14 protein-coding genes and 2 pseudogenes are annotated in these 16,308 nt (G+C 29.2%); 12 read left to right on the top strand and 4 right to left on the bottom strand.

The genetic code is table 11. The annotated features are described in order from the left end of the window. Nucleotides 1–267 precede the first annotated feature (267 nt). From ltrA to KQI68_RS05325, 12 genes and pseudogenes are all read left to right on the top strand, one after another. Complete coding sequence (gene ltrA, locus KQI68_RS05380; protein WP_216549109.1) at nucleotides 268–1,938, top strand: group II intron reverse transcriptase/maturase; 1,671 nt, start codon at nucleotides 268–270, stop codon at nucleotides 1,936–1,938. Nucleotides 1,939–2,026: 88 nt separating this feature from the next. Beyond that, nucleotides 2,027–3,400, top strand: a pseudogene (locus KQI68_RS05375) (helicase-related protein); the annotation flags it as partial. 43 nt (nucleotides 3,401–3,443) lie between these two features. After that, nucleotides 3,444–4,094, top strand: a pseudogene (locus KQI68_RS10330) (DNA-binding protein); the annotation flags it as partial. Between the two features lie 331 nt (nucleotides 4,095–4,425). Further along, complete coding sequence (locus KQI68_RS05365) at nucleotides 4,426–4,647, top strand: helix-turn-helix domain-containing protein (RefSeq protein ID WP_216549106.1); 222 nt, start codon at nucleotides 4,426–4,428, stop codon at nucleotides 4,645–4,647. Beyond that, nucleotides 4,637–5,722, top strand: coding sequence for a DNA cytosine methyltransferase (locus KQI68_RS05360; RefSeq protein WP_216549105.1), 1,086 nt, complete (start codon nucleotides 4,637–4,639; stop codon nucleotides 5,720–5,722). The genes KQI68_RS05365 and KQI68_RS05360 overlap by 11 nt, the downstream gene beginning before the upstream one ends. An 8-nt stretch (nucleotides 5,723–5,730) precedes the next feature. Continuing rightward, nucleotides 5,731–7,404 carry an McrB family protein gene (locus tag KQI68_RS05355; protein ID WP_216549104.1) on the top strand — a complete coding sequence of 558 codons (1,674 nt, stop codon included), beginning with the start codon at nucleotides 5,731–5,733 and terminating at the stop codon, nucleotides 7,402–7,404. 4 nt (nucleotides 7,405–7,408) lie between these two features. Further along, complete coding sequence (locus KQI68_RS05350) at nucleotides 7,409–8,626, top strand: McrC family protein (protein WP_216549103.1); 1,218 nt, start codon at nucleotides 7,409–7,411, stop codon at nucleotides 8,624–8,626. 182 nt (nucleotides 8,627–8,808) lie between these two features. Then, nucleotides 8,809–9,171, top strand: a complete 363-nt coding sequence (locus tag KQI68_RS05345; RefSeq protein ID WP_216549102.1) for a hypothetical protein — start codon at nucleotides 8,809–8,811, stop codon at nucleotides 9,169–9,171. A gap of 38 nt (nucleotides 9,172–9,209) precedes the next feature. Further along, complete coding sequence (locus KQI68_RS05340; protein ID WP_216549101.1) at nucleotides 9,210–11,021, top strand: KAP family P-loop NTPase fold protein; 1,812 nt, start codon at nucleotides 9,210–9,212, stop codon at nucleotides 11,019–11,021. Between the two features lie 15 nt (nucleotides 11,022–11,036). Beyond that, nucleotides 11,037–11,780, top strand: coding sequence for a hypothetical protein (locus KQI68_RS05335; protein ID WP_216549100.1), 744 nt, complete (start codon nucleotides 11,037–11,039; stop codon nucleotides 11,778–11,780). Between the two features lies 1 nt (nucleotide 11,781). Beyond that, nucleotides 11,782–13,074: a Qat anti-phage system QueC-like protein QatC gene (gene qatC, locus KQI68_RS05330; RefSeq protein WP_216549099.1), complete on the top strand. Its 1,293-nt coding sequence runs from the start codon at nucleotides 11,782–11,784 to the stop codon at nucleotides 13,072–13,074. Further along, nucleotides 13,061–13,783, top strand: coding sequence for a TatD family hydrolase (locus KQI68_RS05325; RefSeq protein WP_216549098.1), 723 nt, complete (start codon nucleotides 13,061–13,063; stop codon nucleotides 13,781–13,783). Before qatC ends, KQI68_RS05325 begins: the two co-directional genes overlap by 14 nt. 7 nt (nucleotides 13,784–13,790) lie before the next feature. On the opposite strand, the gene KQI68_RS05320 is transcribed toward KQI68_RS05325, so the two are convergent. The 4 genes from KQI68_RS05320 to KQI68_RS05305 all read right to left on the bottom strand — a co-directional run bounded on the left by KQI68_RS05320 (nucleotide 13,791) and on the right by KQI68_RS05305 (nucleotide 16,231). Then, a complete protein-coding gene (locus KQI68_RS05320; RefSeq protein ID WP_216549097.1) occupies nucleotides 13,791–15,122 on the bottom strand; it encodes a relaxase/mobilization nuclease domain-containing protein in 1,332 nt (443 codons plus the stop codon). 1 nt (nucleotide 15,123) lies between these two features. Further along, on the bottom strand, nucleotides 15,124–15,480 hold the full coding sequence (locus tag KQI68_RS05315; RefSeq protein ID WP_216549096.1) for a plasmid mobilization protein: 357 nt from the start codon (nucleotides 15,478–15,480) through the stop codon (nucleotides 15,124–15,126). Between the two features lie 177 nt (nucleotides 15,481–15,657). Next, a complete protein-coding gene (locus tag KQI68_RS05310) occupies nucleotides 15,658–16,005 on the bottom strand; it encodes a hypothetical protein (RefSeq protein WP_211494577.1) in 348 nt (115 codons plus the stop codon). Next, a complete protein-coding gene (locus KQI68_RS05305; RefSeq protein ID WP_211494578.1) occupies nucleotides 15,998–16,231 on the bottom strand; it encodes a hypothetical protein in 234 nt (77 codons plus the stop codon). The genes KQI68_RS05310 and KQI68_RS05305 overlap by 8 nt, the downstream gene beginning before the upstream one ends. Nucleotides 16,232–16,308: the final 77 nt, after the last annotated feature.

Below are 16,308 nucleotides of genomic sequence, written 5' to 3'. Positions count from 1 at the left end.
GACAAAAAGACTACCGGCAGAGAGGTAGAGCCTAAGTTATCAATGTTAATTAAGTGAAACATGGTAAGCCTGTACTATTGCCATAAGGCAAGGCAAATCGTAAGAAATGCTGATAATGGTGCAGGTAAAGGAGAATGGAAAAAGCGAATGCCATCTTGTAATGAGATGGATAGGGGTTCAAAATTTGCCTTAACTTGAAAGAGTGCAGACTTCCATTTGGTTTTTAATCACAAGAGAACTTGTAGAATTTTTGAAAGGAGAAAGCAAATGAACAGTAAAATGTGTGCTACTACTAACAGAGCTAAAAACTGGGAAAGTATAGACTTTTCTCTAGCAGAAAGCTATGTTAAAAAACTACAAATGCGTATTGTGAAAGCGTGGAAAATGAGTAAATATGGAAAGGTAAAATCTTTACAACATTTACTCACAACTTCATTTTATGCAAAAGCCTTAGCTATTAAGAGGGTAACTGAAAATCAAGGCAAGAAAACAAGTGGTGTAGATGGCGAATTATGGCTAACACCACAGGCAAAGTATAAGGCGATAGAAAAGTTAAATTTAAGAGGATATAAACCTAAGCCTCTTAGAAGAGTGTATATACCAAAGAAAAATGGTAAGAAAAGACCTCTCAGCATTCCTACAATGACGGATAGAGCAATGCAAACCCTATATAAATTTGCACTTGAACCAATAGCAGAAACTACTGCTGACCCTAATTCTTATGGATTTAGGACAAAAAGATGTACACAAGATGCTATCGAGCAGTGTTTTACATCACTTAATAAAAAGAAATCTGCAAAATGGGTACTTGAGGGAGATATAAAAGGTTGTTTTGATAATATAAGTCATGAATGGATATTAAATAATATCCCGATGAACAAGAAATTATTAAAACTCTGGCTTGAGTGTGGATATATAGAAAAACAAAAACTATTTCCAACAGAAACAGGAAGTCCCCAAGGCTCGCCAATATCACCTATTATTTCCAATATGGTATTAGATGGTTTAGAAAAAGCAATCAAAGAGAAATACCATAGAAGAACAGTAAATAAGAAAACATATTTCCCAAAGGTTAACTTTGTTAGATATGCAGATGATTTCATCGTTACAGGAGAAAGTGCAGAATTGCTTGAAAATGGTGTAAAGCCAATCATTGTAAAATTTCTAGCTAAAAGAGGTTTAGAATTATCAGAGGAAAAGACACTCATAACACACATAAATGACGGTTTTGATTTTCTTGGAGTTAATATTAGGATGTATAAAGATAAGTTGCTTACAAAACCATCTGATAAGAACTTTAAGGCTATTGTCGATAAAATCAGACGAATCATAAAAGATAATCCGTCAATGAAACAAGAAATTTTGATTAGAAAATTAAATCCAATCATTATAGGTTGGGTAAACTATCATAAATATAATGTTTCATCTAAAGCCTTTGAAAAACTTGATTATGAAATATATAAAAGCTTGTGGACCTGGTGCGTTCGTAGACACCCAAAGAAAGGTAGAAAATGGATAGCTAAGAAATACTTCCATACCATTGGAAATAGAACCTGGACTTTCAGTGTAGCAACTGGCGACAAAATGGAAAATGGCGAGAAATACTATCTTCGTCTTAAATATGCTACAGATACTGATATTAAAAGATTTACCAAGATACAAGCTGAAGCAAATCCATTTGATGAAAATTGGCAAATATACTTTGAAGAAAGAGAAGATTTAAAAATACGAAACGAACTTAAAGGACGTACAGTTATAAATAGACTGTATAAAACGCAAAATGGAATATGCCCTGTTTGTGGAGAGAAAATAACTATTGATACAGACTTTAGAGTACATCAAACAATTCAAAATAACATTACCCTTAAAACATTAGTACACCCTTGGTGTCATAGAAAATTGCATATAAATGATGAAGAAAACACGCTGGCTCTTTAATCAGGGCTTATAAAAACTTGAGCCGTGTGAGGGGAAACTCTCATGCACGGTTCTTAGAGGGGAAAGGGATAGTAATATCCCCGACCTACTCGACCAGACAATAGAGAACAAGCAAAAGTTTATTTCTCAAATTATGACTTCAAAAACTCCAGTAAGGGTTGCAGAAGATGTTGATGAATCAAGCCTTTCTTATGCGGAAATCAAAGCTTTAGCTACGGGCAATCCTCTAATTAAAGAAAAGATGGATTTAGATAACGAAGTTACAAAACTAAAAATGCTTGAATCAAACTATAAGTCTAATAAGTATAAGCTTGAAGATAAGGTCAATAAAATTTATCCTAAAAATATTGAAAATACTGAAAAATTAATTAAGGCAGTAGAAAAGGACATGGTAGATGTAGAACCCTTAGCTAGTGGCGAAAACAAGTTTACTTCTTTAAGTCTTGGAGGAAATACAATCTATGATAAAAAAGAAGCTGGAGAAAAACTATTAGAAGAAATCAAAAAGTTAAAAATTAATGAAAGTAAGGTTATAGGAAAGTATAGAAATTTTGATTTAGAAGCTTCATATAACTTCATGACTAATACTTACACCTTTAAATTAAAAGGGCAAGCGGAGTATTTTGGAGAGTTTTCAACTTCTCCTGATGGTAACATTACAAGACTTGATAATGCCATTGATAAAATGAATCTAAGACTTGAAAAGCTAAAACAAAATCTTGAATCTTACAAAGAATCTTTAGAAAATGCTAAAGTAGAATTAAAAAAACCATTTGAAAAAGCTGATGAGTTAAGGGAAAAAACTTTAAGACTTGCAGAAATAAATAAACTTTTAGATATGGGAGATGTAGAAGAATTAGAAAATGATTCACCAGTCTTAGAAGATTTAAAGAGGGCAATCATTGACTATGCAAATTATGAATTTTCAGAAAGTAATAGCTATGAAGATTTTGATAAGTTATATCCTGATTTAAAACACATTGGACTTGCCTATACAGAAACACCTAACGGTAATCATTCAATTCAATATGAGATAGACATTGAAGAAAAAACATGGACTCAGTATGTAGATAATGTTGCTATTAGAACAGAATCTTTTGTAGAAGAATATATATCTAATTCACAAGCTATTAAAGATATGACTGAAGCCATAAAGATGTCAAGTTTTGATGATCTGGTATCAGTAGATGAAGAAGATTTAAAGCAAGCTCTAGGACTAGAAATAGATGATGATGGAAACTTCTATGATCCACTTGCAAAAGATCTTGATAATGATGGAATAGTAGATAGGTATGACAATGACTTCAAAGATAGTGATTACTTTGAATCAACTTATGATGTAGAGGATAATCTTTACGCAAGGGAAGAAAAACCATCAATATTGGGACAAATATCAAAATTCAAATCAGAAGAGAAAAAAGAAAACACACAAGAAAAAAGTGAAAAAGAACAAGAAAGGTAAGGAGGGCAATTAGCTCTCCTAATTTTAATTTACGGAGGAAATTATGGAATACAAAGAAATGAGAGAAAATATAGAAAAAATGGCAAATGAAAACTATGAAGACCTAATAAAGGCAATAATTGGCTTTGAGAAAGGAATAGATGATGAAAAAGTTCTAAGTGAGATTTATAAGGAATATATAGATAACGACACCTTTACACTATTAAGTGAAGATTTTGATTATATGATTGATGAAATGAAAGAGCTAGGGAAGATAGGAGAAAATGCCAATGAACTCGAAGAAAAAGATGATTTAGTAAATATAGTTGGCAACATTGTAGGAGAAGTAGAAAATCTTGAAAGAGAAAATGCAAATGGAGAGAAATTTAAAGTAAGCAATTTTTCTCTTGTTTCTAAAGATGATGATGGAAACAAAGTCTATACTAATTGCTCAGCCTATGGAGATAAGACAAAAGAAGTAACAAACTTAAAACAAGGAGATTTTGTTAAAATATTTGGGCAAGTTAGAACAAGTATTGATAATAATGGAAAAGAGCATAAAAATGTGCGTGTATTATCTTCTAAGCTATTAAAAGCGGTTAAGGATATGGATAAAAGTAATAGTATCGATAATCTAAAAGATGAAATAAAGGAATTAAAGGCAAAAATTGAAGAAAGAGAATTGGATAAATACTACTCAGATTCTTTTGAACAATCAGCACAAATAGGTAAAGATATAAATAGACTAAAAAGTAAACTTGAAAAAGCTGAATATAAATTAGAAAAAACATCTAAGGGAAAAGAGAAAAACTCAATACTTGGAGCAATTGAAAAATTTAAGAAAGAAGATAAAGGGAAAGAAAATAAAAAGTCTAATCATAACAAAGAGCAAGAAATCTAAATACAGGCGGTCTTCGGACTGCCTTTTATTTTTTTGATTATTTAACACAATACATTAAGCCATTGAAAATAAACAAGAGTTCATGCTATAATAAGGTAGTTAATCTATACATTTGGAAAGGTTAAAATAAGAATTGGAGAATGATATGGCATTTTCATATAATAAATTATGGAAGTTATTAATAGATAAAAATATGAAAAAAACAGACTTACAATGTGCAATATGCACAACACCTAAAACTATTGCAAAGATGGGTAGAGATGAAAATGTGAGTTTGGAAACATTAGGAAAGATTTGTGAGTATTTTCAATGTGATATTGGGGATATTATTGAATATAAAGATGAAAGGGAACTAAATGAACTATAATCAACTTAGTATGGACTTATTTTTTGAAGATAAAACTAGAATAGTTAGAAAACCTCAAAACACTCCAAGGGTTATTTCGTTATTCAGTGGTTGTGGTGGTCTTGATTTAGGTTTTAAACAATCGGGATATAAGATTGTCTATGCCAATGATTTTGATAAGGACGCTCAAAGAGTGTATAGAGAAAATTTAGGAGAAATTGACGATAGAGATATATTAACAATAGATAATGATGAATTTCCTGAATGTGACATTTTAATAGCAGGATTTCCATGCCAACCATTTTCAACTGCAGGAAGTAGATTAGGGGTTGACGATGAAAGAGGCAATTTGTACCTTGAATGCTTAAGAGTTATAAATGCAAAACGACCAAAAGTTGTTGTTTTTGAGAATGTAAGAGGTATTTTATCAGTTAAAAACCAAGATGGTAGCAAGCTAATAGATACTATTAGAGAAAGTTTAGAGGAGCTTAATTATAATGTTGAAATCAAGTTGTTGAATGCTAGTGACTATGGAGTTCCTCAAAACAGATATAGAGTATTTATTGTGGCATTTGATTCTAAATATGACAAAAGATTTGTATTTCCAAGCCCGATGAGAAAAAATGAATCTCAAACGGTAGGAGCTGTTATAAATATTCCTGAAGAAGTTCCAAATCAAGTAAGTTGGGATTTATCTCCTCAGTCAGCGAGCATGGTTCCTTTTATTACAGAAGGAGGATCATGGAAAGATATTCCATATGAGCATCTTCCAAAAAGATTAAAAAAAATTAGGGATAATATGAAAAAGTATAGAAGTCCTAATTTTTATAGAAGATTTGCTAGACATGAAATTAATGGGACTATAACAGCTTCTGCTCAACCAGAAAATTGTGGCATTATACACCCTATAGAGAATAGAAGATATACGATTAGAGAAGTTGCAAGGTTTCAATCTTTCCCAGATGATTTTATATTTTTTGATGATACATCAAGTGATATTGTGGGAATGTATAAGGTTATAGGAAATGCTGTCCCACCGAAACTTGCTAAGGTAATAGCTGATGAAATTCTATATCAATTTTGGAATCATATTTAGGAGGGTATATGAAATATTTAAGTCAAAATTCATTAAAAGAAACCATTAATTATTTTACTGAATTCGATATGAAGTCACCAGAACAACTAGGATTATTTTTCTTCTTTAAAGGGTTAGGATTCAATACTAAAATTCCATATTATTATAAAAAAGTCGGAGAAATGAATTCTGATGAAAAAGAAAAATATAATCAAATATTGTTTAATCTTGGAGCTCTTTTTGATTTTAATGAGAAACCAGGAAAAAGGACTTGTCTATTCCCTTTTTCTATCTCGAATCCAGTTGATAAGAGTAGTTATTTTAATGGAGGGACACCATTTAAAAGTCTATTATCAAGAATAAGAGATACTGTAGATAATACCCTAATAGATACCTCAAAATATTTACGTGTTTCAGATGACAATACCGATAAGTTTAAGTTTGCAAGAAACTATATAGACATTTTATGTAGTGAGGCTTTTTTGAATGGAAAAAGAATAAGCTTAACATATTTTTCTGCTTGGTATATGCGATTTAGAGCTTTCGATGTAGATGAAAAAGCACAAGATGATGATTTGAGGAATGCGTGTATAGAGAAAACCTGTGAAGAATTAAACATTTCATCAGAAGAAATAAACAATATATTTATTGATGACAGAAAAACATTATCGTTTGTAAATACTGAGATTCATGGCAATGATTTAAGAGATATGTTGAGTTTTAAAGGTGAATTACCAGAAATATTTGCAGGTAACATTGATTTTGATTTATTAGGAGAACATATTGTGGATAGAGAATATATAAATGAAGTAGTTCAAAGTGTAGGGGACAATATCTCTCCTGACAATTTGTATGAACTTTTGCAAAATGCTAAGCAAGTAATATTACATGGTGTACCAGGAACTGGGAAAAGTTTTATAACAAAACAAATTGAATCAAAATTTGAAAAAGTTCAAACTGTTCAATTTCATCCATCAATGAGTTACGAACAATTTATTGGTGGTCATACTATAGATTTAGAAGGTAATTTAGTTACTAAAGCAGGAGTTTTTTTAAAAGCTTGTAAAGAGGCATCTGGAATGAAAGGTGACTATTTATTTATAATAGATGAAATTAATAGGGGTAATATTTCAAAAATTTTTGGTGAAACTATTCTTGTGTTGGATAGGGAGTACGAAGTTGATTTAGTTTCACCATTAAGATTAGACAATGGTGATATAATAACAGATTTGAAGATACCTGAGAATTTATATATTATTGGAACAATGAATTCTGCAGATCGCAGTATAGCATTTATTGATTATGCAATAAGACGAAGATTTGCTTTTGTAAAGTTTAATCCAAATTATAGTGTTGTCCAAAATAATTCAGAATATATGGGAAATTATGATGTTAAAATTTACCAAATTATGAAACAAATAAATTTAAGGATACTCGAAGTTTTAAAAAATGAGGATTTACTTTTGGGACAATCATTTTTTATGCCTGATTGGATAAAAAAACAAGGGAAATTTATTTGGACAGACGTTGATTTAAAGGATCTTTTTAACTATTATATTATACCTATTATTGAAGAATATACTTATGGCAATATCAATGACTTAAGAAAAATTGTAGGGGTGAATATTTCAAATAGAATTCAAGATACTGATAAGTTTATTAAGGAGTTAGTTCAAGAATTTTACCCTAGAAGTCAAGGATGATCTAATGGAGAAGGAAAGAGTTTTTATAGAACAAGGAAATACTATAATTATTAATTCGGAAGAATATGAGGTGTTAGCTGGAATATTCCAAGGACATAATATAACAATTGATCAATCAAAATTCAACAATGGTTTTGTAGAATTTCCTAAACAATATGTTGGGATTATAGAGTTACCTAATAGGATAATCATAATAAAACCGAAAGTTTTTGGATTAAACCTATCTCATATTATGAGGATGTACTATTTTGTTTTTTTAAATAATAAAGTGGATTTAGATGAGGACATCTTTGGTATCGATAATAATAAAAATCTATCAATATCTGAATTATTTATTAATGAACTTATGAAAATAATAAAAATCGGTCTCCCAATGCAGTACAAAGATTTTCAGACGACATCTAAGTTTTCTAATGGAACGCTTGATTTATTGAATACGGTTGTACGTCTCCAACAAAAAAAAGATGATCCATTTGCTGTCCATATAAGTAATTTAAGCAAAGATATCGAAGTTAACAGAGTTTTATATTTAGCTTATAGAAAAATATATGATTTAGTAAATGAGAATGTAAAAGGATTTTTAGATAGAAATTTTCAAAATATTTCTAGAATAGATAGAGTTCATAACAAGCCTATGGTTACAAGAAATATAAAATACTGTGAAAAAGCACTAACTTTAGCTTATATTATAATTAATGATATGTCAGTATCAGGGTTTGGAGAAAGCGGGTTTGGGGAAAATATTCTTATAAACTTTGATAAACTTTTTGAGTATTTTGTACAAAAGGTGTTGATTGTATATACTGATGATAATTACTTCACAACTTGGAATGAACCTCATTATTTTGGAGAATACAATAGTCCTGATTATGGAATAACTAATAAAACTTATTTACCAGATTTATTGTACAACTATAGGAAAACTCTTACTGGAGGTAAGTGTTCTTGCATTTTAGATATGAAAAATAAAACTTCTAGTCCATTTAGTAATGCTGATGTGTATCAGATGTGTTTTTATTCATCTATGTTAAAAACAAATAAGGTAATTCTGTGTTATCCATCATCGGAACCTAAAGAGTCCTTAGTTTTGAATCTAAGTAATGAAGGAATAATTCTTTCAAAAATTAATGCTGTATATATTAATTTAGCTGGTAACTCTTCAACAGAGTTTAAGAAAAATATATATAGTTTCATAAAAAAAATATATAGAATTATTGAGTAAGAGAAAGGCGTCAATCATGAATAATAAAGAATTTAAGATGAGGTTTGATAAAAATACAATAGACCATTTAGGAATTAAAAGCTGGAAATGAATATGACAAGTATTTTGGACAACCTATAGAACTATTAGTTTATAGCAAGATTCTCGATGTAAGAAAAGAGAAGAACAGATATTACTATTCTATGGCTCATCCTAACAATAAAACACAATATGCGGATAAAGATTTTCAATACATTTGTCTTATTGCAAAATTAACCAAAATATATCTAGATCTAACCTCTGAGAAAGAGGATAAGTTCTATGATTTTGACGACTATAAATTTGTATTAAACACTGGTCTTGAGACAGAAGACTTCAGTTCTATAAGTTTTTTAGACTTTGCAAGCATTATTGATAAGATTGACTATTACTATATAGACAATATTAATAACAATAAATATTATAAATTAATAAATGACAACAAGTTAGATAGAAATCAGCAGTATTTGGAAAATTCTATTGATTTTAAGATGGTAGCAGAAGAACAAACTGATTATAGAGTTTAAATAACCGTTACCAAAAATGTTTGGAGGTGAAAAATATAATGTGGAAAGATAGTGAATCAAAAATTGACTATATAGATTTTGAATATATAGCAGACTTAGTAAATTATATAATTTTAGAAGACAGTTTACTACCAGCAAGTATTGGGGTGTATGGCGATTGGGGTAGTGGAAAATCAAGCATTATGTCAATAAGCCAAAAAAGGTTGCAAGATAAAGATAATAAGGCTTTGGTTGTCAATTTCAACGCATGGTTGTTTGAGGGTTACGATGATATTAAAACAACTATTATTAACTATCTTTTAGACTCAATAGAAGAAAAGAAAAAGTTGGGAGAAACCGCAAAAGGAATCTTGCAAGGATTGAGGAAAAGTTTGTTAAATATAAACTTAATACCAGTCATATCAAAAGGTTTCTTTGCTGCACTATCTACATTTAGTACCAATCCATCTGCAAGTAAATCAGAATTAATCCTTGGACAGTCTGAGAATATAAAAGAGTTTATTAACACAGTTAAAGATAATTATATTGAGGCAACATCTGATGAGAAAATTAGAAATGAAATCTCAATGTTCAGAGAAAAGTTTGGAGAATTGATTGATACAACAGACATCACACGTGTAGCAATTTATATAGATGAAATTGATAGATGTTCCACTGCTACGATTTTAGAGCTTTTTGAGGCGATGAGACTATTTATGTTTTCTGGTAAAGTTGCTTTTATCTATGGAGCAGATGAAAGGCAAATTGCTTATGCAATAAAGCAAAAATACTCGGAAGATATATCGGATAATGGTTCAAAAATAGATATTGGTAAAGAATATTTAGAAAAAATCATTCAGTATCCAGTGCGTATTCCAAGAATGAATGTTGCTGAAACAGAGATTTATATAACACTATTATTAAGCGAGAATACAGTAGATAAAGACGAATTTTCATCATTAAAAATGGATTTGATCAAACAATATAGAGAAAAATTATCAAGTGTATCTTTACCGAAAGAAAGCAAGGACAATGTACTTATAGTTAAAAATTTTACATTAGCAAAAAGGATAGCAGAACTTTTAAATTCAGGTTTAAATGGTAATCCTAGACAGTTTAAAAGATTTTTAAATGAATTTGAATTAAGAAAAAGAACTGCTGAATTAAAAAACATTGAGATTGATGATCAGGTTTTAGTTAAGGTAATGGTCTTACAATATGTCAAACCATCAATATTTACAGATTTTGTTCAGCTACAACAAGAGAATAAATTAGATGAGATTTTGAGCTATTACCAAGAGATTGATAATGAAAAAGAATCTGATGAAGATCAAAATATTAAATCTAAAGCAAATAATCTAATAAAAAAGAAAAAGATAGATAAAAAATGGGAAGATGAATGGTTTGAGCAATGGGTTAGAATAGAGCCCAATCTTATAGATCATGATCTCAAACCTTATTTCTACTTATCACGTAATAAAGGGTTAGACTCAATTACATTCGGAAAAGCATTATCTAACGATGCTGTTCAAGTTATTAAAGCTTATTTATCAGGGAATGACATTGTTAAATTAAACGCTGAGGAAAATATTAAAAATCTTTCTTCTGTCGAACTTAACTTAATAGTCGAACAACTTTCTGAAGAGTTTATTAAACAGCCTGAGAATAAAAGGATTGGCGTATTTAAAGGTTTAATCGATTTAAGCACTAAAAGAAATGAGTGTGCAGATTTTGTAGTAAGAAAAATATCTAGTTTACCTTCAAAATATATTACTGAACCAATGAAGATATATGCTAGGAATCTAACAAATTTAACTATACCAGCAAGTAATAATATGAGCTCAGTTATTAATAGCTGGAATGATAAATAAAAATGGAGGTATGTATTGGGTACATCAAGTTCTTTTAAAGGGAAAAAAGGAAATGCATTATTACCAAATGACTTTTTACAAGAAGATAACAATAACGATGACAAAGACAATAAAAAAGATTTAGATAAGCCGAATTGGACATCAGCAAAAACATCCATGAGTAAATATATTTCTTCTGGTGGGAACATTGGAAGCTCGAAGAAAGTTGTTAGTAATTATATTGGGGCAAATGGTGGAGCTAAAGCTTTCTCATCAAGGCAAGGGATAAGTTCTGCAGGAAGTAATTTTTCTAATTTATTGAGTAGTATAACAAAAAATGGATTTACTACTACGATTGCTTCATTAGGAAATCAATTTAAAAATAAATCCACCGTAGAGTCTATATCACTTTTGGTAAATTATGTAGTAGAAAATTCTATATCAAAAGATGATATAGCTATAAGGACTGCTACAGTAAACACTTTGGAAGAAATGAGTTTATTATTAGGTGACAAAAATTCTTTAACTGAAATTGAATCAAAATACTTACTTCAATATTTTACTAGGGAATTAATTTGGCAATTAATGTTAGTTGATTACGGATACTCATTTGAAAAAAAAGGTAGCAATATTCAAGAAGCTATTAGGATTGAAAGAAATATTAAGGAATATATTCAAGCTTGCGTTGAGGTGGGATTTAACTCATATAAAGATGACTATTTCACCGAAGATTCATTTAATAAGATTTTAACTTCTTGCTTAGAGATTATGGAGGAATAAAATGAGAATATATTGTACAAATGAATCAATTGAGAACATTCCTGAAGGATTTGATGAAAAACTAGATATAACAAATAAAAAAGATATTGGTTTTAATTTTTGGGATAATTACATTAAGTTAGAGAAAGAATTTTCAAAATTAGCCATTGATTTATTATATTTATCTATTTTTGTTTTTGTAGCTGATCGAATAGTAAAAAGAGATACTCAAAATGATGGTTGGACTAGGACTATCAAACTAAATGTTCCTGTATCTGACATTGATTTTTGGAACTCTCAAAAAGTATTATTAACTGATATGTTGAATTTTTTAAGTGGGGACAATTGGACTTTTGAATTTAGACCCAAAACTGTATATCAAGAGCAAATATACTATTCATCTAAAAAATATAAAGAGCTGGATAAGAGGATCTATGATAAAATTTGTATGTTTTCAGGTGGTTTAGACTCTTTTATAGGAGCAATAGACTTACTTGAATATTCAACTTCTTCAATATTACTAGTCAGTCATTACGGTGGAGGAAAAGGAACTAAAAGCTATCAAGATGATATTTTTACAGCTGTAAAAGAAAAATATATGTTAGATGATAGAGATCAGGTGCAATCATACGTTGTTGCTAGAAATGGTAGAGAAGATACAACTAGAACAAGATCTTTTATGTTTTTTTCTCATGCAATTGCTTATGCTTCAGCTTTTGGGAGAAAAACACAGCTATATATTCCTGAAAATGGTTATATATCCTTAAATGTTCCTTTATCTGGAGCAAGATTTGGGAGTAGCAGCACAAGAACTACACATCCTTACTATATGAAAAAATTACAAACTTTAATAAATAATATGAATTTAGATATTAAAATCATTAACCCATATCAGTTTAAAACTAAAGGTGAAATGATGAAAGAGTGTAAAAATAGTAGCTTTCTAAAAGATCAGTATGTTAATACCATGTCTTGCTCACACCCAGATAATGGTAGATTTAAAAAAGAGAAGACATCAAAGCACTGTGGCGATTGCATCCCTTGCATAGTTAGAAAAGCAGCTATAATATCCGCTTATGGGAAAGATGAAACGGCGTATAGACATAAAAACCTAGAAAAATCTGAAGCTGGAATCTTAAATAGAAATGCTTTTTTACAAATGCTTGAAAAGCATAATCCAAAAAGAGCGGCTTTTGAGATACAGAAATCTGGTCCATTAACAGATAACTTATTTAAGTTTGCAGACGTTTATAATAGGAGTATAGAAGAGTTAGATAAAATAATCAATGAGGTAGATGTGAATGAGATTAATTGATTTTCATTGCCATCCAGATTTATATAATAACAATTTTAAAATATTAAACAATGGTAATAAAATAGTGTTTATGACAAATTTACCAGTTTTGTTTGAAAGATACTATCCAAAATATAAAGATTCTACAAATACTTTTTTAGCTTTAGGCTACCATCCAGAATTGATTGAAGAGTACCCTAATTACTTTGACATTTTTAAACGAAATTTGTATAAAACTAGGTTTGTAGGAGAAATAGGTCTAGATAATTCTGAAAGCAATAAAAAATCTTTTGAAAAACAACTGAAAATATTTCGAGAAATAATGGATGAGTGTAATAAAAACGATGGCAAGATTATATCAATTCACTCAAGAAAAGCTGAAAGTGTTATATTTGAAGAACTAATTAACAACAACAATAATATATATATTCTACATTGGTATACAGGAGCTCTTAAAAGACTACTAGATGGTATGATGATTAGTAAAAACATATATATATCTGTCAATTTAGATATGACAACAACAAAAAAAGGTAATGATTTAATTCAAAGTGTACCTATAGATAGAATTGTTTTAGAAACAGATGCCCCTTTTACAAAAGAAAGTAAAAAAAGATATGATTATAAAATCTTAGAAGATACTATTGCTCAAATAGCAAGAATAAAAAAATCTACTTTAGAGGATGTTACTATTCAAATTCAAGCTAATTCAAAGAAAATATTAGAATAGGAAGTAGTTACCTCTCTACTTCCTTCCCATAATAATTTTCATAGTTTTTTCTATATTGAATAAGGTCAGAAAATTGTTCTTTATTCAAAGAATACTCTTGCAAAAGGGTGTTCTTTTTTTCTTGCAATTTATCGAGTTTGGTTAATATTTCTTTTGTGTTTGGAAGTTTTTTATAGTTTTCTAAAATTTCTTTTGCGGCTATTTTATAGACGGAAAGTTCACTATAATACTCATCTGCAAATTGCTTATCTTTAGGATTTTTCTTGTAGTATTTATATATTTCACGATACTTATTTATAGTATTTATATTTTCCATATCTCGAGATAAACTCTTCATTTCAGCTTCAATCTTCTTTATTTTATCTAATAAGTCTTGTCTATCATCGGCAGATTTTTTGATTAGATCATCTAGTTGGGTAATTGAATTAATTCCTTGTTCTCTTAATTTTATTATTGAATCAGCCATTGTTTTGATATTGTGTTTTCTTGCCCATATTTCATAACCTTTAGAGGATTGTGCTTTTTCATTAGTAGATATATCAATAACATTTCCTACACGCTTTTTAATAGGATTAGCTTTATTTTTAATTGCTAATACTATTCTTTCTTTGATTTTTTCTTCAGTATAATCTTCTCCGATAGTCTTAGCTCTTGTAAATCTTTGCTTATCTTTATGACGAAAAGCAATGTGTTTACCAAACTTAATTTCATAATCAAGAGATTTCATATTTTCTAAAAACTCTTCCCATGAGTTAGACTTATTAATCATTCTGTCTATATCAAAATGCAGTTTAGACTTCCAAGAATTTCCTTTCTTATTTTGGTCATATTCGTACCAAGATTTACCTGCAGTTTTATATTTTCTTTTGTAAGCTTTATAATATTCATCAATGACTGAAAGCTTATTTTCTATACATAATTCATCACTTTGATACCTAATTTTGTGGTAAGATTTTTTGTTAGATTGGTAGCATTTACCAGTCTTGTAATTAACATTATTAAAAATAATATGGTTATGAATATGCCCTCTATCTATATGAGTTGCAAGAACAAATTCATAATCTTCTTTTAAAATTTTCTTACATAATTCCATACCAATTTCGTGAGCTTTTATAGGATCAACTTCTCCTGGTAGAAAAGATTGGATTAAATGTCTAGCCAAAACTGTACCTTTAGTATCATTGTCTTCTCGTGTTTTCATAAACTGAATATGGGCAGTAGATGGATGACATTTGAATGAAGATACCAAAATTTTTTCATCAGTTTTTTCACTCTTGGTAATGTAATCTATTGCCAAATTTAGAGTTGATTTTATAGGATGTATTTTTGTAATTGCCATACTAATCACCAGAACTTTCTTTTGATTTATTAAGAAGTAGGGAATGGATCTGCCATATTTCTCTTGATAATTTTTCTATCTGCTTATGCATTGATTCGATTTCATTTTTGTAAATAACACCAGTTGTATTAGTAGCTTTTGCGATCTGGTTTATATTGTTTGTTGCATTTGAAAGTAGCCATTGTAGGTTTCTAAATGGTTCTAAGTCAACTACATAAATTTCCTTTTCTAACACACATTTTCTAAGAAAGTGGGACATAGTTTTGCAATTTGCAAGCTTCATTTTCTTATCAAAAATTTCTTTTTCTTCTTTAGTTAGTTTTATTTCTATTCTTTCATTTCTAAGTCTATTTGCCATTTTATTCTCCTTTATAAAATATATTTCGGGGTCTTAGGGTTCTCCCTAACAAGGTAAAAATTAAAAAAATGGAGCATTCCGTAAAGGTTTGCTCCATTAATTTTTTCGTAAGTGTCCGTACACTTACTGTGCTTGCTATTAAAGTTATAAGCGTTAAGCGTGTATTTAATTTTATATCTAAAAACCTAATTTTGAAATTATAATAGCTCCAATAACTGCACCAGTAACTGTAGCAATTATACCGAATATCCACTTCATTATATAATTATGACTTCTTATCCTAGAAATAAAATGATTATAAGAGACTCCTTTATTTGTAAGATTTAAATGATAGGGGATATTGTCTGCCCAGAATGCTGTAATATAATTTCCTTCTTTAAGTGCTTTAAAAGAATTTCTAATTTTTAAATCGTCTGATGAATCTAATTTATCAAATTTATTAGTCCAATATTCTTGTTGTTCTTCCTCACTCAACTTTTTAACTTTTCTAATTTCTTTCAATAATTCCCAATCTTGTTTAATCATGCTTATTATCCTTAATGTAATAATTTTGAATGAAGTAATTTGCTATATAACCAGCTAAATAATCGTGCATATCAAGAATTTGATTATAATATTTTTCTTTTATTTTACCATCTAGCCATTCATCTTCAAAATTTTCAAACTGACTTGAAATATCCAAATATGTTTCTACATAAAACTCAATATTTTTGTTGGTCAATTTTTCTTTTACCTTGTCTAAGTCAATCATATAATCTCCTATTTTTTAAAAGTTATTCTTACTAAAGAGATTATAACAATAAATTAAATTTAAAAACTGTCAAAATT

It is taken from the genome of Peptoniphilus ovalis (assembly GCF_018919265.1).
Taxonomy (GTDB): domain Bacteria; phylum Bacillota; class Clostridia; order Tissierellales; family Peptoniphilaceae; genus Peptoniphilus_A; species Peptoniphilus_A ovalis.
The sequence above is the reverse complement of the archived record's forward strand: the minus strand, read 5'-3'. Positions and strand labels throughout refer to the sequence as shown.

What these genes read in the sequence shown, in the direction of transcription:
- KQI68_RS05305 (WP_211494578.1), bottom strand. Translation starts at nt 16,231, where the DNA reads ATGATTGACTTAGACAAGGTAAAAGAAAAATTGACCAACAAAAATATT.
- KQI68_RS05315 (WP_216549096.1), bottom strand. Translation starts at nt 15,480, where the DNA reads ATGGCAAATAGACTTAGAAATGAAAGAATAGAAATAAAACTAACTAAA.
- KQI68_RS05345 (WP_216549102.1), top strand. Translation starts at nt 8,809, where the DNA reads ATGGCTCATCCTAACAATAAAACACAATATGCGGATAAAGATTTTCAA.
- KQI68_RS05365 (WP_216549106.1), top strand. Translation starts at nt 4,426, where the DNA reads ATGGCATTTTCATATAATAAATTATGGAAGTTATTAATAGATAAAAAT.
- KQI68_RS05355 (WP_216549104.1), top strand. Translation starts at nt 5,731, where the DNA reads ATGAAATATTTAAGTCAAAATTCATTAAAAGAAACCATTAATTATTTT.
- KQI68_RS05350 (WP_216549103.1), top strand. Translation starts at nt 7,409, where the DNA reads ATGGAGAAGGAAAGAGTTTTTATAGAACAAGGAAATACTATAATTATT.
- KQI68_RS05325 (WP_216549098.1), top strand. Translation starts at nt 13,061, where the DNA reads ATGAGATTAATTGATTTTCATTGCCATCCAGATTTATATAATAACAAT.
- KQI68_RS05360 (WP_216549105.1), top strand. Translation starts at nt 4,637, where the DNA reads ATGAACTATAATCAACTTAGTATGGACTTATTTTTTGAAGATAAAACT.
- KQI68_RS05340 (WP_216549101.1), top strand. Translation starts at nt 9,210, where the DNA reads ATGTGGAAAGATAGTGAATCAAAAATTGACTATATAGATTTTGAATAT.
- KQI68_RS05310 (WP_211494577.1), bottom strand. Translation starts at nt 16,005, where the DNA reads ATGATTAAACAAGATTGGGAATTATTGAAAGAAATTAGAAAAGTTAAA.
- qatC (WP_216549099.1), top strand. Translation starts at nt 11,782, where the DNA reads ATGAGAATATATTGTACAAATGAATCAATTGAGAACATTCCTGAAGGA.
- KQI68_RS05320 (WP_216549097.1), bottom strand. Translation starts at nt 15,122, where the DNA reads ATGGCAATTACAAAAATACATCCTATAAAATCAACTCTAAATTTGGCA.
- ltrA (WP_216549109.1), top strand. Translation starts at nt 268, where the DNA reads ATGAACAGTAAAATGTGTGCTACTACTAACAGAGCTAAAAACTGGGAA.